This window comes from Streptomyces sp. NBC_00038, assembly GCF_026343635.1.
GTDB lineage: Bacteria > Actinomycetota > Actinomycetes > Streptomycetales > Streptomycetaceae > Streptomyces.
In genome coordinates this window covers 8079425-8097385 of record NZ_JAPELQ010000001.1, presented here as the reverse complement: position 1 = coordinate 8097385, position 17961 = coordinate 8079425, and the positions used below count along the sequence as shown (strand labels likewise).

Annotated in this window: 18 protein-coding genes and 3 pseudogenes; 15 read left to right on the top strand and 6 right to left on the bottom strand. The window is 71.7% G+C overall.

From position 1 onward, the window contains the following. Positions 1–13: 13 nt before the first annotated feature. The 3 genes and pseudogenes from OG219_RS36500 to OG219_RS36490 form a co-directional block, all read left to right on the top strand. Positions 14–151: pseudogene (locus tag OG219_RS36500) on the top strand (polyphosphate kinase 2 family protein); the annotation flags it as partial. A 120-nt stretch (positions 152–271) separates the two neighbouring features. After that, the gene (locus OG219_RS36495; RefSeq protein WP_266833834.1) at positions 272–1117 is read left to right on the top strand and encodes a polysaccharide deacetylase family protein; all 846 of its coding nucleotides are present in this window, start codon (positions 272–274) and stop codon (positions 1115–1117) included. Positions 1118–1148: 31 nt separating this feature from the next. Next, positions 1149–1340, top strand: coding sequence for a hypothetical protein (locus OG219_RS36490; RefSeq protein WP_266833832.1), 192 nt, complete (start codon positions 1149–1151; stop codon positions 1338–1340). Here the strand turns inward: OG219_RS36490 and OG219_RS36485 are convergent. Next, positions 1332–1568 carry a hypothetical protein gene (locus OG219_RS36485; protein ID WP_266836437.1) on the bottom strand — a complete coding sequence of 79 codons (237 nt, stop codon included), beginning with the start codon at positions 1566–1568 and terminating at the stop codon, positions 1332–1334. The genes OG219_RS36490 and OG219_RS36485 overlap by 9 nt on opposite strands. Then, positions 1564–1680 (bottom strand): annotated as a pseudogene (locus OG219_RS36480) (ABC transporter ATP-binding protein); the annotation flags it as partial. The gene OG219_RS36485 and the pseudogene OG219_RS36480, both read right to left, overlap by 5 nt. 70 nt (positions 1681–1750) lie before the next feature. Between OG219_RS36480 and OG219_RS36475 the strand changes: the two are divergent. The 9 genes from OG219_RS36475 (at position 1751) to OG219_RS36435 (ending at position 10423) form a co-directional block, all read left to right on the top strand. Next, positions 1751–2500: an aminoacyl-tRNA hydrolase gene (locus tag OG219_RS36475; RefSeq protein WP_266833830.1), complete on the top strand. Its 750-nt coding sequence runs from the start codon at positions 1751–1753 to the stop codon at positions 2498–2500. A gap of 82 nt (positions 2501–2582) precedes the next feature. Further along, positions 2583–3227 carry a TetR/AcrR family transcriptional regulator gene (locus OG219_RS36470; protein WP_266833828.1) on the top strand — a complete coding sequence of 215 codons (645 nt, stop codon included), beginning with the start codon at positions 2583–2585 and terminating at the stop codon, positions 3225–3227. Between the two features lie 98 nt (positions 3228–3325). Then, entirely contained in the window at positions 3326–3736 is a 411-nt protein-coding gene (locus tag OG219_RS36465; protein ID WP_266833826.1) for a hypothetical protein, read from the top strand. After that, complete coding sequence (locus OG219_RS36460; RefSeq protein WP_266833824.1) at positions 3733–4380, top strand: TIGR03086 family metal-binding protein; 648 nt, start codon at positions 3733–3735, stop codon at positions 4378–4380. The genes OG219_RS36465 and OG219_RS36460 overlap by 4 nt, the downstream gene beginning before the upstream one ends. 95 nt (positions 4381–4475) lie before the next feature. Continuing rightward, on the top strand, positions 4476–5264 hold the full coding sequence (locus OG219_RS36455; RefSeq protein WP_266833822.1) for a DUF4142 domain-containing protein: 789 nt from the start codon (positions 4476–4478) through the stop codon (positions 5262–5264). A gap of 182 nt (positions 5265–5446) precedes the next feature. After that, positions 5447–6769 (top strand): DUF692 domain-containing protein, encoded by a 1323-nt coding sequence (locus tag OG219_RS36450; RefSeq protein ID WP_266833820.1) that lies wholly within the window; start codon positions 5447–5449, stop codon positions 6767–6769. Positions 6770–7018: 249 nt separating this feature from the next. Next, entirely contained in the window at positions 7019–7786 is a 768-nt protein-coding gene (locus tag OG219_RS36445; protein ID WP_266833818.1) for a DUF4142 domain-containing protein, read from the top strand. A gap of 99 nt (positions 7787–7885) precedes the next feature. Continuing rightward, positions 7886–8674: a TIGR04222 domain-containing membrane protein gene (locus OG219_RS36440; protein ID WP_266833816.1), complete on the top strand. Its 789-nt coding sequence runs from the start codon at positions 7886–7888 to the stop codon at positions 8672–8674. A gap of 120 nt (positions 8675–8794) precedes the next feature. After that, positions 8795–10423: an alpha/beta hydrolase gene (locus OG219_RS36435; RefSeq protein ID WP_266833814.1), complete on the top strand. Its 1629-nt coding sequence runs from the start codon at positions 8795–8797 to the stop codon at positions 10421–10423. Between the two features lie 24 nt (positions 10424–10447). Here OG219_RS36435 and hemQ read toward each other — a convergent pair whose 3' ends face one another. Next, positions 10448–11167 (bottom strand): hydrogen peroxide-dependent heme synthase, encoded by a 720-nt coding sequence (hemQ, locus tag OG219_RS36430; protein ID WP_266474122.1) that lies wholly within the window; start codon positions 11165–11167, stop codon positions 10448–10450. Positions 11168–11171: 4 nt separating this feature from the next. Next, complete coding sequence (hemG, locus tag OG219_RS36425) at positions 11172–12644, bottom strand: protoporphyrinogen oxidase (protein ID WP_266833812.1); 1473 nt, start codon at positions 12642–12644, stop codon at positions 11172–11174. Between the two features lie 158 nt (positions 12645–12802). On the opposite strand from hemG, the gene OG219_RS36420 reads away from it, so the two are divergent. Further along, complete coding sequence (locus OG219_RS36420; protein ID WP_266833810.1) at positions 12803–13783, top strand: DUF4349 domain-containing protein; 981 nt, start codon at positions 12803–12805, stop codon at positions 13781–13783. Positions 13784–13810: 27 nt separating this feature from the next. Further along, positions 13811–15222 (top strand): annotated as a pseudogene (locus OG219_RS36415) (FAD-dependent oxidoreductase). Between the two features lie 27 nt (positions 15223–15249). Here OG219_RS36415 and OG219_RS36410 read toward each other — a convergent pair. Continuing rightward, on the bottom strand, positions 15250–15591 hold the full coding sequence (locus tag OG219_RS36410; RefSeq protein ID WP_266474126.1) for a hypothetical protein: 342 nt from the start codon (positions 15589–15591) through the stop codon (positions 15250–15252). A gap of 313 nt (positions 15592–15904) precedes the next feature. On the opposite strand from OG219_RS36410, the gene OG219_RS36405 reads away from it, so the two are divergent. Further along, a complete protein-coding gene (locus OG219_RS36405) occupies positions 15905–16720 on the top strand; it encodes a rhomboid family intramembrane serine protease (protein ID WP_266833808.1) in 816 nt (271 codons plus the stop codon). A 13-nt stretch (positions 16721–16733) separates the two neighbouring features. Here the strand turns inward: OG219_RS36405 and hemE are convergent, their stop codons facing one another. Further along, on the bottom strand, positions 16734–17801 hold the full coding sequence (hemE, locus tag OG219_RS36400; RefSeq protein ID WP_266833806.1) for a uroporphyrinogen decarboxylase: 1068 nt from the start codon (positions 17799–17801) through the stop codon (positions 16734–16736). Positions 17802–17961: the final 160 nt, after the last annotated feature.

Here is a 17961-nt window from a genome sequence, read left to right as displayed (position 1 = left end):
GCCAAGAAGGACGCCCGCCGACCGCAAGTGGTACCGGAACTGGGCGGTCAGCAAGCTCCTCCTGGAGCACCTTGAGGCCCTTGACCCGCAGTACCCGAAGGCGGACTTCGATGTGGAGGAGAGCCGGAGGCGGCTGCTGAAGGACGGCTGAGTCTCCACGAGGTGGAGACCTCGTCCGTCGCTCGCCTGGGCGGGTGACTTCGCCGCCGTATTCGCCGGACGTCAGCGCGCGATGGACCATTAGTCGCATTTACCCGCTTATCTTCACGCGGTGACCATTCCTGTACGACGAATCGCCGCAGCCTGCGCCCTGGGCGCAGCGCTCGCCGCCTGCGGGGCCCCGAACACCCCGCACGCCGCCCGCCAAGCGCACCCCGCGCCGACCGGCGCCGTGCCCTCGAAACCCCCGACACTCGCCCCGGGCCCCGCCGGGCTGACCCCCGTCTTCAAGAACGGCCCGCGGACGCGGGACAAGACCGTCGCGCTGACCTTCGACGCGGACATGACCGCCGATCAGGGGGCGCGGGCGGCGGCCGGGGAGCACTTCGACAATCCGCGGCTGATCTCGACGCTGCGCGCGCACAAGGTGCCGGCCACCGTGTTCATGACGGGGCGCTGGGCGGACGAGTACCCGCAGGAGGCCAGGGCCATCGGGCGGGACCCGCTCTTCGAGGTCGCCAATCACTCGTACAGCCACTACGCCTTCACGGACGACTGCTACGGGCTGCCGACCGTTCCCGAGGACCGGATGCGGTCGGATGTGGAGCGGGCGTTCGCCGCCTTCAAGAAGGCGGGGGTTCCCCGTGCGATGCCGTACTTCCGTTTCCCGGGCGGGTGTTACGACCAGCGGGCGCTGCGGACGCTGAGCGCGGCCGGGGTGACCGCGGTGCAGTGGGACGTCGTCAGCGGGGACGCGTTCGCAACGGATGCCGACGCCGTGGCCCAGCAGGTGCTGGAGGGGGTGCGGCCCGGGTCCGTCGTCGTCATGCACTGCACGCGGAGTGCGGCTCCGGCGACCGAGGAGGCGGTGCGGACGATCGTTCCCGAGCTGCGGAAGAAGGGGTACCGCTTCGTGAAGGTGTCGGAGCTGATCGGGGCGGCGGGCCGCCACCGGTAGGCGGTCCCGTGGTCCGCCTTACGCTGGAACCATGAGCGACTACTGCGGCGCCGAGGCGGACCCGGCGCCCTTGCCACCCACCGCCGCCTCGACCGACGGGCCGCCGTTCGCCGAGTGCGTGCTGTGCCGGAAGCCTACGGAGTATCCGGAGTCGCACAAGGGGATCACGCTGTGCCCCGTCTGCGAGTGGCAGGAGGCGCAGCGCACCGCGTGTTCAGGCTGACCGGCGGGTGGTGAGCGCGCAGGCCCCGGCGAGCGCACCCGCCGTGAGTAGCCCGGCGGCGGCCAGCGGCGGCAGTAGCGGCACGGGGACCCTGCCCGCCCGCGAGCCGGTGATCAGGTCGGTGAGCACCGCCTGGGCCGGTGAGCCCGAGGTCACCAGCACGATTGGCGCCGCGAGCAGCATCGCGGGGACCGCGCGGCCCGGCGAGCGCAGCAGCGGCCATGCCATCCACGCGGACCAGGGTGCCGGGGGTCACATCGAGGTCGACGCCGCGCAGCACCCAGCGGCCGCGGAGCCCGTGACGTCAACCGACGCGTGTCAGCTGCAGATCACCGTTCATGGGGGCATCCTCGCGTCGCCGTACGGGCGCTCGCAGAAGAACCGATCTTCGGCCTGGCAGACTGGAGGGCGTGAGCAGCGACCCCACCGCAGTCGAGCCGACCCCCAACGGCAACAGCCCCTTCCGTTCCGAGCGCACCGCGCGCGACGAGGCACCGCAGTACGTGCTGCCTCTGGTCGTGCGCATCGAGAAGGCGGCTCCCCCGGCCCGTACCGACGCGCTGGAGACCGCGGCCCGCGCCGTGCTGACCATCCTCAGCGACGAGCGGTCGCTCGGGGACGGCGAGAGCGCCGGCGAGTGGGCGCAGGCGATCCATGACTGGCAGGACGCCAGGATCCGCAAGGTCGTCCGGCGGGCGCGCGGCGCCGAGTGGCGGCGGGCCGAGGCGCTGCCGGGGATCACGGTGACCGGGAAGTCCGCCGAGGTGCGCGTCTTCCCGCCGGTCCCGCTGGACGGCTGGCCCAAGGAACTCGCCAAGCTCCAGGTCTCCGGCACCGACCTCGAAGACCCCGAGCCGCCGATGGACGCCGACCTGACGGCGCCGGTGCTGTGGCTCAACCCGGACCTCGACATGTCGGCGGGCAAGACGATGGCGCAGGCGGGCCACGGCGCCCAACTCGCCTGGTGGGAACTGTCGGACGAGGAGCGCGCGGCCTGGCGCGACGCCGGCTTCCCGCTCACCGTCCGTACCGCGGACCCGGCCCGCTGGCGTGAACTCACCGTCTCCGGGCTCCCGTTGGTCCGCGACGCGGGCTTCACGGAGATCGCGCCGGGGTCGTACACGGTGGTCGCGGACCATCCGGCGCTGCGCCACGAGTGACCGCCCCGAGCAACCGCCACGGCGACAGCCCGCGCGCCGCGGCTACGCTTGCGGCACGTTCACGACGTATGCGGAGGTCACCATGGCCGGGACCCGGCTGGACGGCAGGGTCGAACGCGGCAACCGTACGCGGCAGTTGGTGCTCCGCCGCACCGTGGACATCGCCTCGGTCGAGGGACTCGAAGCGCTGTCCGTCGGCCGGCTGGCCACCGAGCTCGAACTCAGCAAGAGCGGGGTCTTCGCGCTCTTCGGTTCCAAGCAGGAGCTCCAGCTCGCGACCGTACGGGAGGCCGCACGCGTCTACGTCGAGCGGATCGTCCGGCCCGCGGCCGAGACCCCGGCAGGGATCGCCCGCCTCTGGCGGCTGTGCACGCTCTGGCTCGACTACTCCCAGGGCCGCGTCTTCCCGGGCGGCTGCTTCTTCTACGAGGTCGTCGCCGAGTTCGACGCCCGGCCCGGCCCGGTGCACGACGCGGTCGTACGCGCCCAGCGGGACTGGACGGACCACGTGGAGCGCACCATCGCGGAGGCATGCGAACTCGGCGACCTCCACCCCGGCACGGACGCCCCCCAACTCGCCTTCGAACTCGTCGCGTTGATGGAGACGGCCAACGTCGTCTCCGTCCTGCACGACGAGACGACCGCCTACCGAAGGGCCCGCGTCGCCATCGCCTCCCGGCTGCGTATCGCGGCGACGGATCCGTCCCGGGTTCCCGAAGTTCCCTGAGGGTCTGGCCGAAGTCCCTTGATCCGGCGGGCAATTGCCCTTCATGCGAGTGCGCGAAACAAGTAGCACGACCGTTCGCTTAGTTTTATGCTCGGGCCATGCGACGCCAAACGATCCTTCGCTCGCCCTGGCAGCCCGGCCCCGACGCGGACGCCCATCGCGGACCCGCGGTGGTGAGCTTCACCGACTTCACCTCCGACACTTTCCGGCGATCGTGGTCCGTCGCCCTCGACGGGCTCCGGCTCCGCCGGACCTGGCCCAGGACCCCGGGCGCGATCGGCATGTGGCTGTGGGCCGATCCATTGCAGCGGCGCTCGGGCTCCGTGGCCGTCTGGGCCGACGAGGCACGGCTCAAGGAGTTCGTCGGCCGGCCCGACCACATACGGATCGTGCGCGCGTACCGCGGCCATGGAGTGCTGCGGTCGGCGGACTGGGAGACCGCCCGGTTCGACGCGGCGGAGACGTGGGCGCACGCGCACCACCTGATCTCCGGAGGGCCCACCGCATGACATCGGCAGCACTGGACATCGTCGCCCTCGACCGGATCGCCGTACACGAGTCGCTCAGGGTCGTGGAGCTGGCACAGGAGGCGGACTGGGAACGGGACACGCCCTGTGCGGGGTGGACCCTGCGGCAGCTGGTGGCGCACATGGCCGCGCAGCACCACGGGTTCGCGGCGGCCGCGCGAGGAGCGGGGAGCGTGGCGGCGTACTGGCGGGAGCCGGAGGACATGAGCGAGCCGGGGCGGACGTACCGGGGAGCGGCGACGGCGGTGCTCGCCGCGTTCGCCGAACCGGGGGCCGCCGGGCGGGAGTTCGTGCTGCCGGAGCTCGGGGGCGCGTTTCCCGGGCGGATGGCCGTCGGCTTTCACTTCATCGACTACGTGGTGCACGCGTGGGACGTGGCCGCCACGCTCGGCGTCGGACTCGACCTCCCGGGGCACGTCCTGGATGCGGCGGTGGCCGTCGCGCGGCTGGTCCCGACGGATCCGGCGGGCCGGGGTCCGGGATTCGCCTTCGCGCCGGTGCTCGACGTACCGGTCGGGGCGGGCCCCCTGGAAGAGGCGCTGCGCCTGCTGGGACGCGCCCCGGAGAAGTGGCCGCTGCCGGGCGGACGAGGGTCGAGCCGAACATCCGATCGCAAAGAGGTTTGAGTGGAGGCTGAACAACACATCCGCCCCGCACGTACCTCCTGACGCTGGCCAAGTACAGATACCCAACGACCAGTTGGTTTCCCGGGAGGCTCATTGTGCGGCGTATCAACGGTACCGCCCTCGTCATGGCGGCACTCGTCGCCACAGTCGGCGCGCTCGCGTTCCCCGTGTGGTCGTACGCCGACCGCTCAGGCACCGGACAGGCGAATGTGGCGGCAGGCACCGTGAACACCCGCTGGGGTCCGCTGACCGCCCAGGACCGCGATCTGATCGTCCGCGTGCGGCTGGCCGGTCTGTGGGAGCTGCCGGCGGGACAGCAGGCGCTCGAACGCGCGCCCTCCGAGGCGATAAAGGAGGTCGCCGACCACCTCATCGTCGGCCACACCGACCTCGACAAGCGGGTGCGGATCGTCGCGGCCCAGCTCGGCGTCGCACTGCCGAACCAGCCGAACGACCTGCAGACCGGCTGGCTCAAGGAGATGACCGCGGCGACCGGCGCGGACTACGAGTACAAGTTCGTGAACCTGTTGCGGGCCGCGCACGGAAGCATCTTCCCGGCCATCGGCGCCGTCCGGAACACCACGCGGAACACCCTGGTACGCCAGCTGGCCTCGGACGCCAACCAGACCGTGCTCGACCACATCACGATGCTGGAGAAGACCGGGAAGGTCGACTTCGACGCCATCGCGAACGCAGCGGTGGCCACCTCCACCGCCAGCCCGACCGGCCCCGCGGCACCGGTGCCCGGCCAGGTGGCACCCTCGGCACCGGCCGCTCAGGCGACCGGCGACGTCTCGACCACGTCCTCGCCCTCGCCCGCCCCGCCGGGCACCGTGAACACCGCCCGGCCGGATCCGGTGGACTCGGACGGCGTGCTGGGATAGCCGCTCACGTAGGGCCCCGCGCCCCGGATCCGAACCTCAAATGTTGCTCTGAAGGTGATGAGTGCGAGGTTCGGACCCGGACGCCGGGGCCATACCTCCGTCACGCCGGAACGTCGGTCCGTCAAAGGAGACGACACAGCCGATCCAGGTGAAGCCGTGCAGGCGGAGTGGAGGAGGGGACGATGGAGCGACTGGGGACGGGCATCGGATGGCGGCCGGAGATCGCGAACGCCGTGGAGCGCATGCCGGGCATCGACTGGGTCGAGGCCGTGGCCGAGAACCTCTGCCCCGGCCATCTCCCGGAGTCACTGCTGCGCCTGCGTGAACGCGGGGTCACGGTGATCCCGCACGGCGTCTCCCTCGGCCTGGGCGGCGCGGACCGTCCCGACGCGGCACGCCTCACGGCCCTGGCTGAGCGGGCCGAGGCGCTGGGCTCGCCGCTCGTCACGGAGCACATCGCGTTCGTACGGGCCGGCGGGCCGTTGACCGCCTCGCCGCTCCTTGAAGCCGGGCACCTGCTGCCGGTCCCGCGCACCCGGGACGCGCTGGACGTCCTGTGCGAGAACATCCGTATCGCGCAGGACGCGCTGCCCGTTCCCCTCGCGGTGGAGAACATCGCCGCGCTGATCTCCTGGCCCGGCGAGGAGATGTCGGAGGGCCAGTTCCTCTACGACCTGGTCGACCGCACCGGCGTACGCCTCCTCATAGACGTCGCCAACCTCCACACGAACCACGTCAACCGGGGCGAGGACCCGGCCAAGGCACTCGACGAACTCCCCGTCGAAGCCATCGCCTACGTCCATGTCGCCGGCGGCTTCGAACGGGACGGCGTCTGGCACGACAGCCACGCCCACCCCGTCCCGCAGCCGGTCCTCGACATCCTCTCCGACCTCGCTTCCCGGGTGACGCCGCCGGGTGTCCTCCTGGAACGGGACGAGAACTTCCCGGAGCCCGGGGAGCTGGAGCGGGAGTTGGTGGCGATTCGGGGAACGCTGGAGCGGGCGGGGGCCCAGGCCCCCAAGAGCTCACTCCCGGAGCCGGTCGCCCCTCGCGAAACCGCCGCCGACACCGGCGCCGACATCAACACCGATCCCGCCCGCCAGCGTCTGGCCCTCGCACAGACCGCGCTGCTCTCCGCCCTCGTCGGGGGAACCCCCGTGCCCGAGGGGTTCGACCGGGTACGGCTCGGGGTGCAGGCGCGGGCGCTGGCCGCCAAGCGGGCGGACGTCGTGGCGAAGGTGGCGGAGGAGCTGCCGCAGATCCTGGCGGAGGGGTACCGGCCGGCGTTCCTCGCGTACGCGCAGGGACATCCGATGACCGGCGGATACCGGCGCGACGCCCTGGACTTCGCCGAGCACCTGCTCCTCGCGGGCCGCCCCGAGGACGCGGAGACGCGCAGGCGGCTGCGCGACTGGTGGCTGGAGCGCTCGGGTCCGGCCCCGCTGTCGGGCCACCCCGCCGCCCGCCTCGCCCGCGCCACTCGCCGGGTGCTGCTGCGCCGCTGAGCACGCGCGCGGCAGCCCCGCACCGCCGCGGAGTGTGCGCGGGTTAACACGGCCTTCTGTGAAGGTGATGTGCACGCCCTGTTTGCACGCCTTCGGGACGGTCTGACGCATGCCCGAACCACCACATCCAGCGCGTTCCACCCACCCCTCAACCCTGTTTTCCCGTACGGCAGTTGGCACAGCACCCGCAGTAGCATGCCAATCCGCACGCGGAACGCACTCATGTGCGGTGCCGCAACAGGAGGCACCATGCGATCCATCAACCGCACCGGATTGGTCAGTGGAACAGGGCTCATCGTCACGGGCCTCACGGCCACCCTGGTCGCCCTGGCCATCCCGATCTGGTCGTACGAGGACCGCTCCGGAACCGGCCTGGACACCTTGAACGCCGAGACCGTGTCGACGCAGTTCGGCCCGCTCTCGGCACTGGACCGGGAGTTCATCACCAAGGTCCGGCTGGCCGGGCTCTGGGAACTGCCCGCGGGCCAGCAGGCCCAGGAACGCGGCACCACGGTGGCGGTACGGACCGCGGGCGCGCATCTCATCGAGGGCCACACGTTCCTGGACGCCCGGGTCCGCAATGTCGCCGCGCGACTCGGCCTGGAGCTGCCCAACCAGCCCAGCGAGCAGCAGCGCGCGTGGCTGACCACGCTCGACGGGGCGCAGGGCGTGGACTACGACCGCGAGTTCGCGAACATCCTCCGCAAGGCCCACGGCAAGGTTTTCTCCCTCGTCGCCCAGGTCCGCGCGAACACCCGCAACTCCCTCGTACGCGACCTCGCCGACGACGCGAACACCACCGTGCTCGACCACATCAAGGTCCTGGAAGCCACCGGATACGTCGACTTCGACGCCCTCGCCGAGGACGCGGCCACCGCCGCCCCGCCCCCGATCACCAACTCCCCGGCCCTGCCCGCGCCCACCGGGTCCCCGGAGTCGCCGATTCCGGTGACCCCGTCCCCGGGCTTCACCCTTCCCCCGGCCGCCTCACGCGCCAACTCGTCCCCAACTCCTTAGTCGCATGAACGGGGAGCGGAACATCACATACCGCCAACGCTCCGTCCATCATGTGAATAAGGCATGGCGCTCGCCCGGCCCATCGCATAGAAAAACGCCATGTTCTGGGTACTTCTCCTGCTCCTGGCCTGGGCCGCGGCCGGCACCTCCTGCACCCGGCTGTGCCTCGCCGCCGTCCGCACGGCGGCCGTCGACGCGAAGGCTGCCCGCGACCACGGCCTCACGCTGTACGAGGCGGCGTTCCTGTCCGGCGGCCCGGCCCGGGTCGCCGAGCTGACCCTGGTGTCGATGGCCCGCCAGCACCGTCTGCTGCTCGCGCACACGGGCTGGGCGACCGTCGTGGACCCGCGTGGTCACGACGAGATGGAGCGTTCGGTCATCGGGGCGATCGGCCCGGAGGGCCAGTCCCGGATAGCGCCCGTGCGGGCGAGCGCGGCCGCCGCGGATTCGGTACGCCGTCTCGCGGACCGCCTGGTCGCCGCGGGCCTGGCCGTGCCCGACGGCGAGCGCGGCACCGTGGCCGGGGCCGTCCGCCAGGTCCAGGCCGCCGCGGCGGCGGTGCTCGTCCTGGGTGCCGTGGCGCTGCTGTTGCCCTCTCAGGCGCAGACGAGCGAGTACGAGGTGCCGGTCGCCGTCTGGTTCGCGCTCCCGCTCACCCTCACACTGAGCTGTCTCGCGATCGCCCGCATCGAGGTGCACCCCTACTCGCGCTGGGCGTCGCCGGCCGGACAGCGCCTGCTCGGCACTCTCGCCCGGCACCCCGACGGCACGGGCGACGACCGTACGTACCTCACCTCCGTCGCCGTACGCGGCATCCGTGCGATCGGCGAACCGGACCTGCGGGCGGCCTTCACCCACCGCGACGGAACCCCGGGACGAAGGGGCTGACAGGCGCGCCAGGGGGCGCATCGGGGTCATTGGAGCCGACACTGCCGCCCGGTCCTTTACTTCACCAACCGCCGAACGAAACATCCCCTTTGTCGCTGCCGTGCGCCGAAGGGAAACGCGATGAGAGCTGCCGTCCTCTACGGAACCGCAGGATCCTTGCTCCTGTCCGCCCTCGTCACCGTCCCCGCGGGGGGCGAACCACGCCGGCCGGGCGATCTCCTCGGGCCCGGGGCCGACACACGCGGCACCGCCGTCGCCGCCGAGCGCGCGGCGGCCGCCGGTGTCCGCTTCGGCACCTGCTCCAAGGAGGAGGACCTCCCCGACCATGTCCGGTGCGGCACGGTCAAGGTGCCCCTCGACTACGCCCACCCCGACGGCAAGCAGATCAAGCTGACCGTCAGCCGCGTGAAGGCCACCGGCAAGGACGCGAAGAATTCGAAGCGGAAGGTCCCGCGCCAGGGCGCCCTGGTCTACAACCCCGGTGGCCCCGGCGCCTCCAGCATGTACTTCCCGCTGATCGGCTTCCTCCCGGAGTGGAAGCGCCTCGGGGCGGCGTACGACCTCGTCGGCTACGCCCCGCGCGGGGTTGGCCGCAGCGCCCCGCTGTCCTGCCAGGACCCGAAGCGGCTGGTGAAGGGGCCCACGCAGTCGCCGACGTTCCCTTCGGAGTCGTACAAGAAGGAGCGGATCGCGGAGGCGAAGGCGTTCGCGCGCGGCTGCCTCAAGCGCTCCGGCAAGGCCGTCCAGCACTACACCTCGCTCAACAACGCCCGCGACCTCGACGTACTGCGCGCCGCGCTCGGCGAGCGGAGGCTGACCTTCATGGGCGCCTCGTACGGCACGTACTTCGGCGCCCTCTACGCGACGCTCTTCCCCTCGCACGTACGCCGGATGGTCTTCGACTCGGCGGTGAACCCCGACCCCGACCAGATCTGGTACCAGAACAACCTCGACCAGTCCGCCGCGTTCGAGATCCGCTGGGCGGACTTCCGCGCCTGGATCGCCCGGCACGACGAGGTGTACGGGCTCGGCGCCACGCCCGAAGAGGTGCTGCGCAGCTACGAGAAGGCGAAGGCCCGGCTCGCTGCCTCGCCCGCGGGCGGCAAGGTGGGGCCCGGACAGTTGCAGGGCGCGTTCCTCCAGGCCGGGTACTACGACGACTACTGGCCGCACCGCGCCCAGGCGCTGTCCGCGTATCTGAAGGGCGACCCCAAGCCACTGATCGAGCAGGCCGGACCGTATCCGGAGGCGGCCGCCGAGCAGGAGAACGGAAACGCGGTCTACACGGCCGTCGAGTGCAACGACGCGCCCTGGCCGACCGACTGGCGCACCTGGGACCGCGACAACACGCGACTCGCGCGCAAGGCGCCGTTCGAAACCTGGGACAACGTGTGGATGAACCTGCCCTGCGCCTACTGGCCCGTGCCGCGGCAGAAGCCCCTGGACGTGCGGACGCTGCCGGGAGCGCTGCCGCCGACCCTGATCCTGGCGGCCGAACGGGACGCCGCGACTCCGTACGAGGGTGCGGTGGCGCTGCACCGGCGGCTGTCCGGCTCGGTCCTGGTGACCGAGAACGGCGCCGGGACGCACGGGATCGGGGGCGGGCCCAACCAGTGCGTCAACGGCTACCTGGACGCCTATCTCCTGGAGGGCAGGCTCCCGGTACGGCGCGCGGCATGCGCACCGCACGCGGAGCCGAAGCCGGTGACACCGGACGATCGTTCGAAGGCCATGAAGAAGGCTTCCTAGGACCGCCCGGCGCTTCCGGTCCGCTCAGGCGAGGCCCGCGACCAGTTCGGAGATGTCCTTGCGGCGGCCCGTGTAGAACGGGACCTCTTCGCGGACGTGCATCCGGGCCTCGGAGGCGCGCAGGTGACGCATGAGGTCGACGATGCGGTACAGCTCGTCGGCCTCGAAGGCGAGGAGCCATTCGTAGTCGCCGAGGGAGAACGAGGCGACCGTGTTGGCGCGCACGTCCGGGAAGCCGCGGGCCATCTTGCCGTGGTCGGCGAGCATGCGGCGACGGTCCTCGTCGGGCAGCAGGTACCAGTCGTAGGAGCGCACGAACGGGTAGACGCTGATGTAGTTGCGCGGCGTCTCGTCGGCGAGGAACGCCGGGATGTGCGAGCGGTTGAACTCGGCGGGGCGGTGCAGCGCCATGTTCGACCAGACCGGATCGAGGGCGCGGCCCAGCTTGGTGCGGCGGAAGAGGTTGTACGCGTCCTGGAGCTGGTCGGCGGTCTCGGCGTGCCACCAGATCATGAGGTCGGCGTCGGCGCGCAGCCCCGACACGTCGTACGTGCCGCGGACGGTGACATCCTTCGCGGCGAGCTGGTCGAAGAGCTCCTGGACCTCGTCGGCGTAACCGGCGCGGTCCTCGGGCAGCACGTCCTTCAGCTTGAAGACGGACCACAGGGTGTAGCGGATGACCTCGTTGAGGTCCTTGGCCTTCTTGCCTGCGTTCGGGATCTTGGCGGGGGCGTCGTCACTCATGGGCCTATTCTCCCGCGCCGCCGTGCAGACTCTGCACCGGGTTCGCCATCAGGGCGTCCAGTCCGCCGCGGTCGCCGCCGAGCCGGTCCACGGCGGCGTACGCGCTCGCGATGCACGCGGGGATGCCGACCCCGTCGTACGCCGAGCCGCAGACGGCCAGCCCCGGCAGCTTGCCGACATGGTCGCGGATGCGGGCCACGCGCGCGTGGTGCCCGACGGGATACTGCGGCAGCCCGTCGTCCCAGCGCGTCACACGGGTCGCGACGGGCAGGGCGTCCAGGCCGGTGGCCTCGCGCAGGTCGTGCCGGGACACCTCCACCAGGTCGTCGTCCTCCCGCCCGAGCACCTCCGTCTCGCCGTACCGCCCGACCGAGGTCCGCAGGACGAGCAGGCCGGGGTTCTCCTCCGCGATCCAGCCCCACTTCCGGGAGGCGAAGGTGGAGGCCTTGATGGTGTGCCCGTCAACAGGCGGCACGAGAAAACCGCTCCCTTCGGGGAGGGTGATTTCGCTGCGCCGGTAGGCGAGGGTGACGAGCGCCATGGAGGCGTACTCCACGGTGGCCAGCTCGGCGGCGGCGGCGGGCGCCTCGGCGCGCAGCAGGTCGGCGGCAGCGGGGGCGGGCAGGGCGAGGACGACGGCGTCGGCATGGAGGACGCCGTCCCCGGCGACGACTCGCCAGCCGGTGTGCGCCTCCGCGCCAGTCACCCGGCGCAGCTCCGTCACCGGCGCCCCGGTGACGATCTCGGCGCCCCGCGCTCGCACCGACTCCGCGACCGCGAGCGGCAGTTGACCGACGCCGCCCTCGATGCCCATGAAGACCGGTCCCGTCTGCTGGTTCCGGGCGGCCTTGGCCTGGATCTCGCGGACCGCCTCCGTCAGGGAGTCGTGGGTCCGGGCGGCTTCGAAGAGCTGGGGAACCGCGGAGCGCAGCGAGAGGCGGTAGGCGTCGCCCGCGTAGACACCGCCGAGGAGGGGCTCGACCAGGCGGTCGACCACTTCGCGGCCGAGGCGGGCCGCCACGAACTCCCCCACCGCCACGTCCTCGCCGATCTCCGTGCGGGGCAGCTCGGCGTCCCGCTCGATACGGCGCAGGCCCTCGTCGGAGAGGACGCCGGAGAGGGCGGACGCGGTGCCGGGGACGCCCATGACGTGTCCCTTGGGCATGGGGCGCAGGGCGCCGCGGGTCCAGAGCGAGGCCGTCGCGGTGGCGGGAGGCTGGAGGCGGTCGGCGAGGCCCACCTCGCGGGCCAGGGCGATCGCCTCGGGGCGGCGCGCGAGCATCGACTCGGCGCCCAGGTCTACGCGTGCGCCCGCGATCTCGCCGGGCAGCAGCTTGCCGCCCACGCGGTCCGACGCCTCCAGGACGGTCACGCGCACACCGCTGTCCAGCAATCGGTGGGCGGCGGCCAGACCCGCGATCCCGCCCCCGACGACAACGACGTGTCCCGTACCCGTACGAGTGCCCTGTGCGCGCATGTCTCCACTGTCGCAGACCCAACTGACACTCCCACCAGGCCCCCGGTGTCCTCCGCGAGTCCTGACCGTGACCGCATCGGGACCGGATCCGCCCAACGTCCCACCCCGCTCCGGCGTCGAAGGAACGTCAGTCGTCACAACCCCGGGGGGATGCCCACATGCGCACACGAAGCTCCGTACGACCCGTACGCCCCACTCAGGTCCTGGCCGGGATTCTTCTTGCCGCCGCCCTCGCACTCGCCGGCTGCTCAGCCGCCGGTGACGACGGCTCGTCCAGCGATTCCGCCGCCGGCGCCGGGGACAAGGCCGCGGTCCAGGAGGGCGCCGCGGGTGCCGAGGACAGCAAGAGCGGGGCCCAGGCCCCCACCAAGGCCCCGGACCTCTCCGCGAACCGGATCATCCGTACCGCCTCCCTGACCGTGCAGGTCAAGAACGTGCCCGACGCCCTGGACGAGGCCCGCACCACCACCGCGAACGCGGGCGGCTTCGTCGGCGACGAGACCACCACCCGGGACGAGAAGGGCAACGAGCGCACCCGCGTCGTCCTGCGTGTGCCCACCGAGCGGTACGACGAGGTGCTCGCCGACATGGAAGGCACCGGCAAGCTCCTCGAACGTACGGCCAAGGCGCAGGACGTCACGGACCAGGTCGTCGACGTGGAGAGCCGCATCCAGACGCAGCGCGCCAGCGTGGCGCGGATCCGTGAGCTGATGGACCAGGCCACCAAGCTCAGCGATGTGGTCACCCTAGAGGGCGAGTTGAGCTCCCGTCAGGCCGACCTGGAGTCCCTGCTCGCCCAACAGGCCTCCCTGAAGGACCGCACCAGCCTGGCCACCATCACCCTGACCCTGTCCGAGACCCCCGTGAAGCAGGTGGAGAAGGACGACGATCCCGGCTTCGTGGACGCGCTCGCGGGCGGCTGGGACGCGTTCGTCACGATGCTGCGCTGGATCGCCGTGGCGTTCGGCGCGATCCTCCCGTTCGCGGCGGGTGCGGCGCTGCTCCTGGTGCTGTGGGCGCTGTGGGTGCGTCTCCTCCGCGCCCGGTTCCCGCGCCGCCCGGCCGCGGCTTCCCCGGCCGGCACGCTGCCCGTCGCCCCGCCTGTCCGGGAGCAGGAGGAGGGCCGCGAACAGGACTGAAATGCCGCGCCCCCGTAGCGTGTTCGTATGAGCATGAACCGTACGAGCGGTACCACCGGCGGGGTGACGGAGCGACTGGTCGTGATCGGCGGTGACGCGGCGGGCATGTCCGCCGCGTCACAGGCGCGCCGGATGCGAGGGCCGGACGAGCTGGAGATCGTGGCGTTCGAACGGGGGCACTTCACCTCGTACTCGGCGTGCGGCATCCCGTACTGGGTGGGCGGTGACGTCGCCGAGCGGGACGAGCTGATCGCGCGGACTCCCGAGGAGCACCGGGAGCGCGGCATCGACCTGCGGATGCGTACGGAGGTCACGGAGATCGACGTCGCGGGCGCCCGGGTCCACCCCTCGATCTCGAATCCGGGGCCGAGGGGTGGACGCCGTACGACAAGCTGGTGATCGCGACCGGCGCGCGCCCGATCCGGCCCGACCTGCCGGGCGTCGACGCGCCGGGCGTGCACGGCGTGCAGACCCTGGACGACGGGCAGGCCCTCCTCGACACGCTGGCCGCGACGGAGGGCCGCCGCGCGGTGGTCGTCGGCGCGGGGTACATCGGTGTCGAGATGGCCGAGGCGCTCATCAACCGCGGGTACGAGGTGACGGTCGTCAACCGCGGCAAGGAGCCGATGTCCACGCTGGACCCGGACATGGGCCGCCTGGTGCACACGGCCATGGAGGGCCTGGGCATCACGATGGTGAACGACGCCGAGGTCACCAAGCTGCTCACCGGCGAGGACGGGCGGGTGCGGGCGGTCGTCACGGAGGACGCGGAGTACCCGGCGGACGTGGTCGTGCTCGGCATCGGCGTGCGCCCCGAGACGGCGCTCGCCAGGGCCGCCGGGCTGCCCCTCGGGGACCACGGCGGGCTGCTGACCGACCTCGCGATGCGGGTGCGCGGGCACGAGAACATCTGGGCGGGCGGCGACTGCGTCGAGGTGCTCGACCTGGTCTCCGGGCGCGAACGGCACATCGCGCTCGGCACCCACGCCAACAAGCACGGGCAGATCATCGGCGCCAACGTGGGCGGCGGTTACGGCACCTTCCCCGGCGTCGTCGGCACAGCGGTGAGCAAGGTCTGCGAACTGGAGATCGCCCGCACCGGGCTGCGCGAGAAGGACGCACGCAGGGCGGGCCTGCAGTTCGAGACCGTCACCATCGAGTCGACGAGCCGCGCGGGCTACTACCCCGGCGCCGACCTCATGACCGTGAAGATGCTCGCCGAGCGCCGCACCGGGCGGCTGCTCGGCGTGCAGATCGTCGGGCGTGAGGGCGCCGCGAAACGCGTCGACATCGCAGCGGTCGCACTGACCGCGTGCATGACGGTGGAGCAGATGACAGCCCTGGACCTGGGCTACGCACCGCCGTTCTCACCGGTCTGGGACCCGATCCTGGTGGCGGCGCGCAAGGCGGTCGCGGCGGTACGCGCGCGTGGCGCGTGACCCCGAAGCTCTCCCCAGGTGGTCGCCTTACGCCGTCTCGTGTCCGGACACCGTCGTCCCGTTGATGCGGTCTATGGCCTGCCGGGCCTGCTCGGCGGGCGGCCGCCCGGGCAGCGAGGAGACGGAGGCGGAGGAGGTGACGGCCGCGGGCTGCGCCGTGGGGGGTTTCGCGTGCGCGGCGGCCCGGGCGGAGCGCAGCCGGTGGCTGACGGCCTCGTCGAGGGTCACCGGACGCTGCATCCGCGCCGCGAGCCGGCCGGCCTCCTGGCCGAGCGCGGCGACATCTTCCCAGGGCAGGTGCAGCACCAGGGCGATCTCCGCCTCACCGTCGGGCAGAGCTTGCATCGGAGGAGTAACTCGGTCGTTCATCGCCTGTGTCCTCACGTCTTCCTCGCGTCACGTCTTCGTCGCGGCGCGGGCGGTTGAGGAGACATACGCATGGGGGTGCGGGGGTGTTCAGCGGCTCAGGGCGCGCTTTGGGGCGTGAGGGGGCATAGGTGGGGCGCGGGGTGTGCGGGGAGGGCGTGGCCGGAGCGGTGGGCGCCCCGGCGCCGCGCGGAAGCGCTGGGCGCGGGAGCCGTTCTGGCGAAGGGCGCCGGCACCGGAGCGACGGCGTGCGCGTTCACGCTCGCGCCCTGCCAACACACGGATTCCCGAGGCGCATCGAGGGCACTACTTCCTTGTGGTCATACCCGTCCATGACGTCAACCCGGTACGGCGCACGCCCTATGTGACGTACGCGCTGATCGCCGCCAACGTGCTCGTCTTCCTCTACACGCCCGGCCTGGCCGGTTCCGTGGCGGGTGACAGCGGCCTGTCGCAGCTCTGTCATCTGCAGGCGTTCCTGGACCACTACGCCGCGGTGCCGCAGGAGCTGATCCACCACCAGATGCCGAGGCTGGTGCCCACGGGAGAGGTCGGCGTCGGCTCGCAGGGAACCGGCTGTGTGGTGGCCCCGCCGGACTACGACAAGTCGCCGGCACTGTCGGTGCTGACGGCGATGTTCCTGCACGGCAGTTGGCTGCACCTGCTGGGCAACATGCTGTTCCTGCTGATCTTCGGCAACAACATCGAGGACCGCCTCGGACATGTGCGGTTCACGCTGTTCTACGTGGCCTGCGGCTACGCGGCCGCGTACGGCTTCGCGTACCTGAACGACGACTCCGGCGACCCTCTGATCGGCGCCTCCGGAGCGATCGCCGGGGTGCTGGGCGCGTATCTGGTGCTCTACCCGAAGGCCAGGGTGTGGGTCCTGGTCCCGTTCCTGATCTTCCTGCCGCTGCGTCTGCCCGCATGGATGGTGCTGGGCTTCTGGTTCGTTCTCCAGGCGGTGTACTCGTCCGGCGAGGGAGTCTCCGAGGCCGGGACCGTCGCCTACGCGGCCCATGTGGTCGGCTTCCTCGCCGGAATGCTGCTGGCCTGGCCCCTGCGCCCGGGCACCCCGCCCCCACCGGAACCGCGCCGCCTGCTGTGGGGCAGACGGGCGCGGCACAGCTAGGGCCTCTAGGACCTCAGCGCGCGGTGTGCGTGTGCACGTACTCCACGAGCCGGGTCAGCGCGTCCGGGTCCATGGTCGGCAGGACGCCGTGGCCGAGGTTGAAGATGTGGCCTTCGAGATCCGCGGCCGCGTCGAGCACCTCGCGGGTCTTCGTCTCCACGGCCTCGGTCGAGGCGAACAGGACGGCCGGGTCGAGATTGCCCTGAAGGGCCTTGCCGGGGCCGACGCGTGTGGCGGCCACGTCGAGCGGGACGCGCCAGTCGACACCGACGACGTCCGCGCCCGCCTCGCCCATGAGGCCAAGCAGCTCACCGGTGCCGACACCGAAGTGGATGCGCGGAACGCCGTACGAAGCCACCGCCTCGAAGACCTTCGCGGACGCCGGCATCACCGAGCGCCGGTAGTCGGCGGGTGCCAGGGCGCCGACCCAGGAGTCGAAGAGCTGGACGGCGCTCGCGCCCGCCTCGATCTGCACCTTCAGGAAGGCGGAGGTGATCTCGGCGAGACGGTCGAGCAGGTCGGCCCACAGCTGCGGGTCGCTGTACATGAGCGCCTTGGTGCGCTCGTGGTTCTTGGACGGGCCGCCCTCCACGAGGTAGCTCGCGAGGGTGAAAGGCGCTCCGGCGAAGCCGATGAGGGGGGTCGAGCCGAGCTCGGCCGTGAGCAGGCCGATCGCCTCGGTGACGTACGACACGTCATCGGGGGTCAGATCGCGCAGCTGGGCCAGGTCGGCGCGGGTGCGGATCGGATTCTGGACGACGGGGCCGACGCCCGGCTTGATGTCGAGGTCGACGCCGATGGCCTTCAGCGGTACGACGATGTCGCTGTAGTAGATCGCCGCGTCCACGTTGTGCCGACGCACCGGCTGGAGCGTGATCTCGGCGACCAGCTCGGGCCGCGTGCAGGACTCCAGCATGGGGATGCCCTCGCGCACCTTGAGGTACTCGGGCAGCGAGCGGCCGGCCTGGCGCATGAACCACACCGGCGTGTGCGGCACGGGTTCGCGCCTGCACGCCTTGAGGAAGGCGGATTCGTACGTGGCTTTCGGCTGCTGCCCGTCCGGGCGCTCGTTGGCACTCACGACGGAAAGTCTCGCACGGCCCGCCGACAACCAAGTCCGGGGCACCCACTGCCCGGCCGACCCCGGCGCCCGGTACCGGACAAGCCCTCAGCACCCGGTCGGGCCCCGGGCACCTGCACTCGCGAAGGCGCGTTCATACGGCGCGATCCGGACAGTGGTC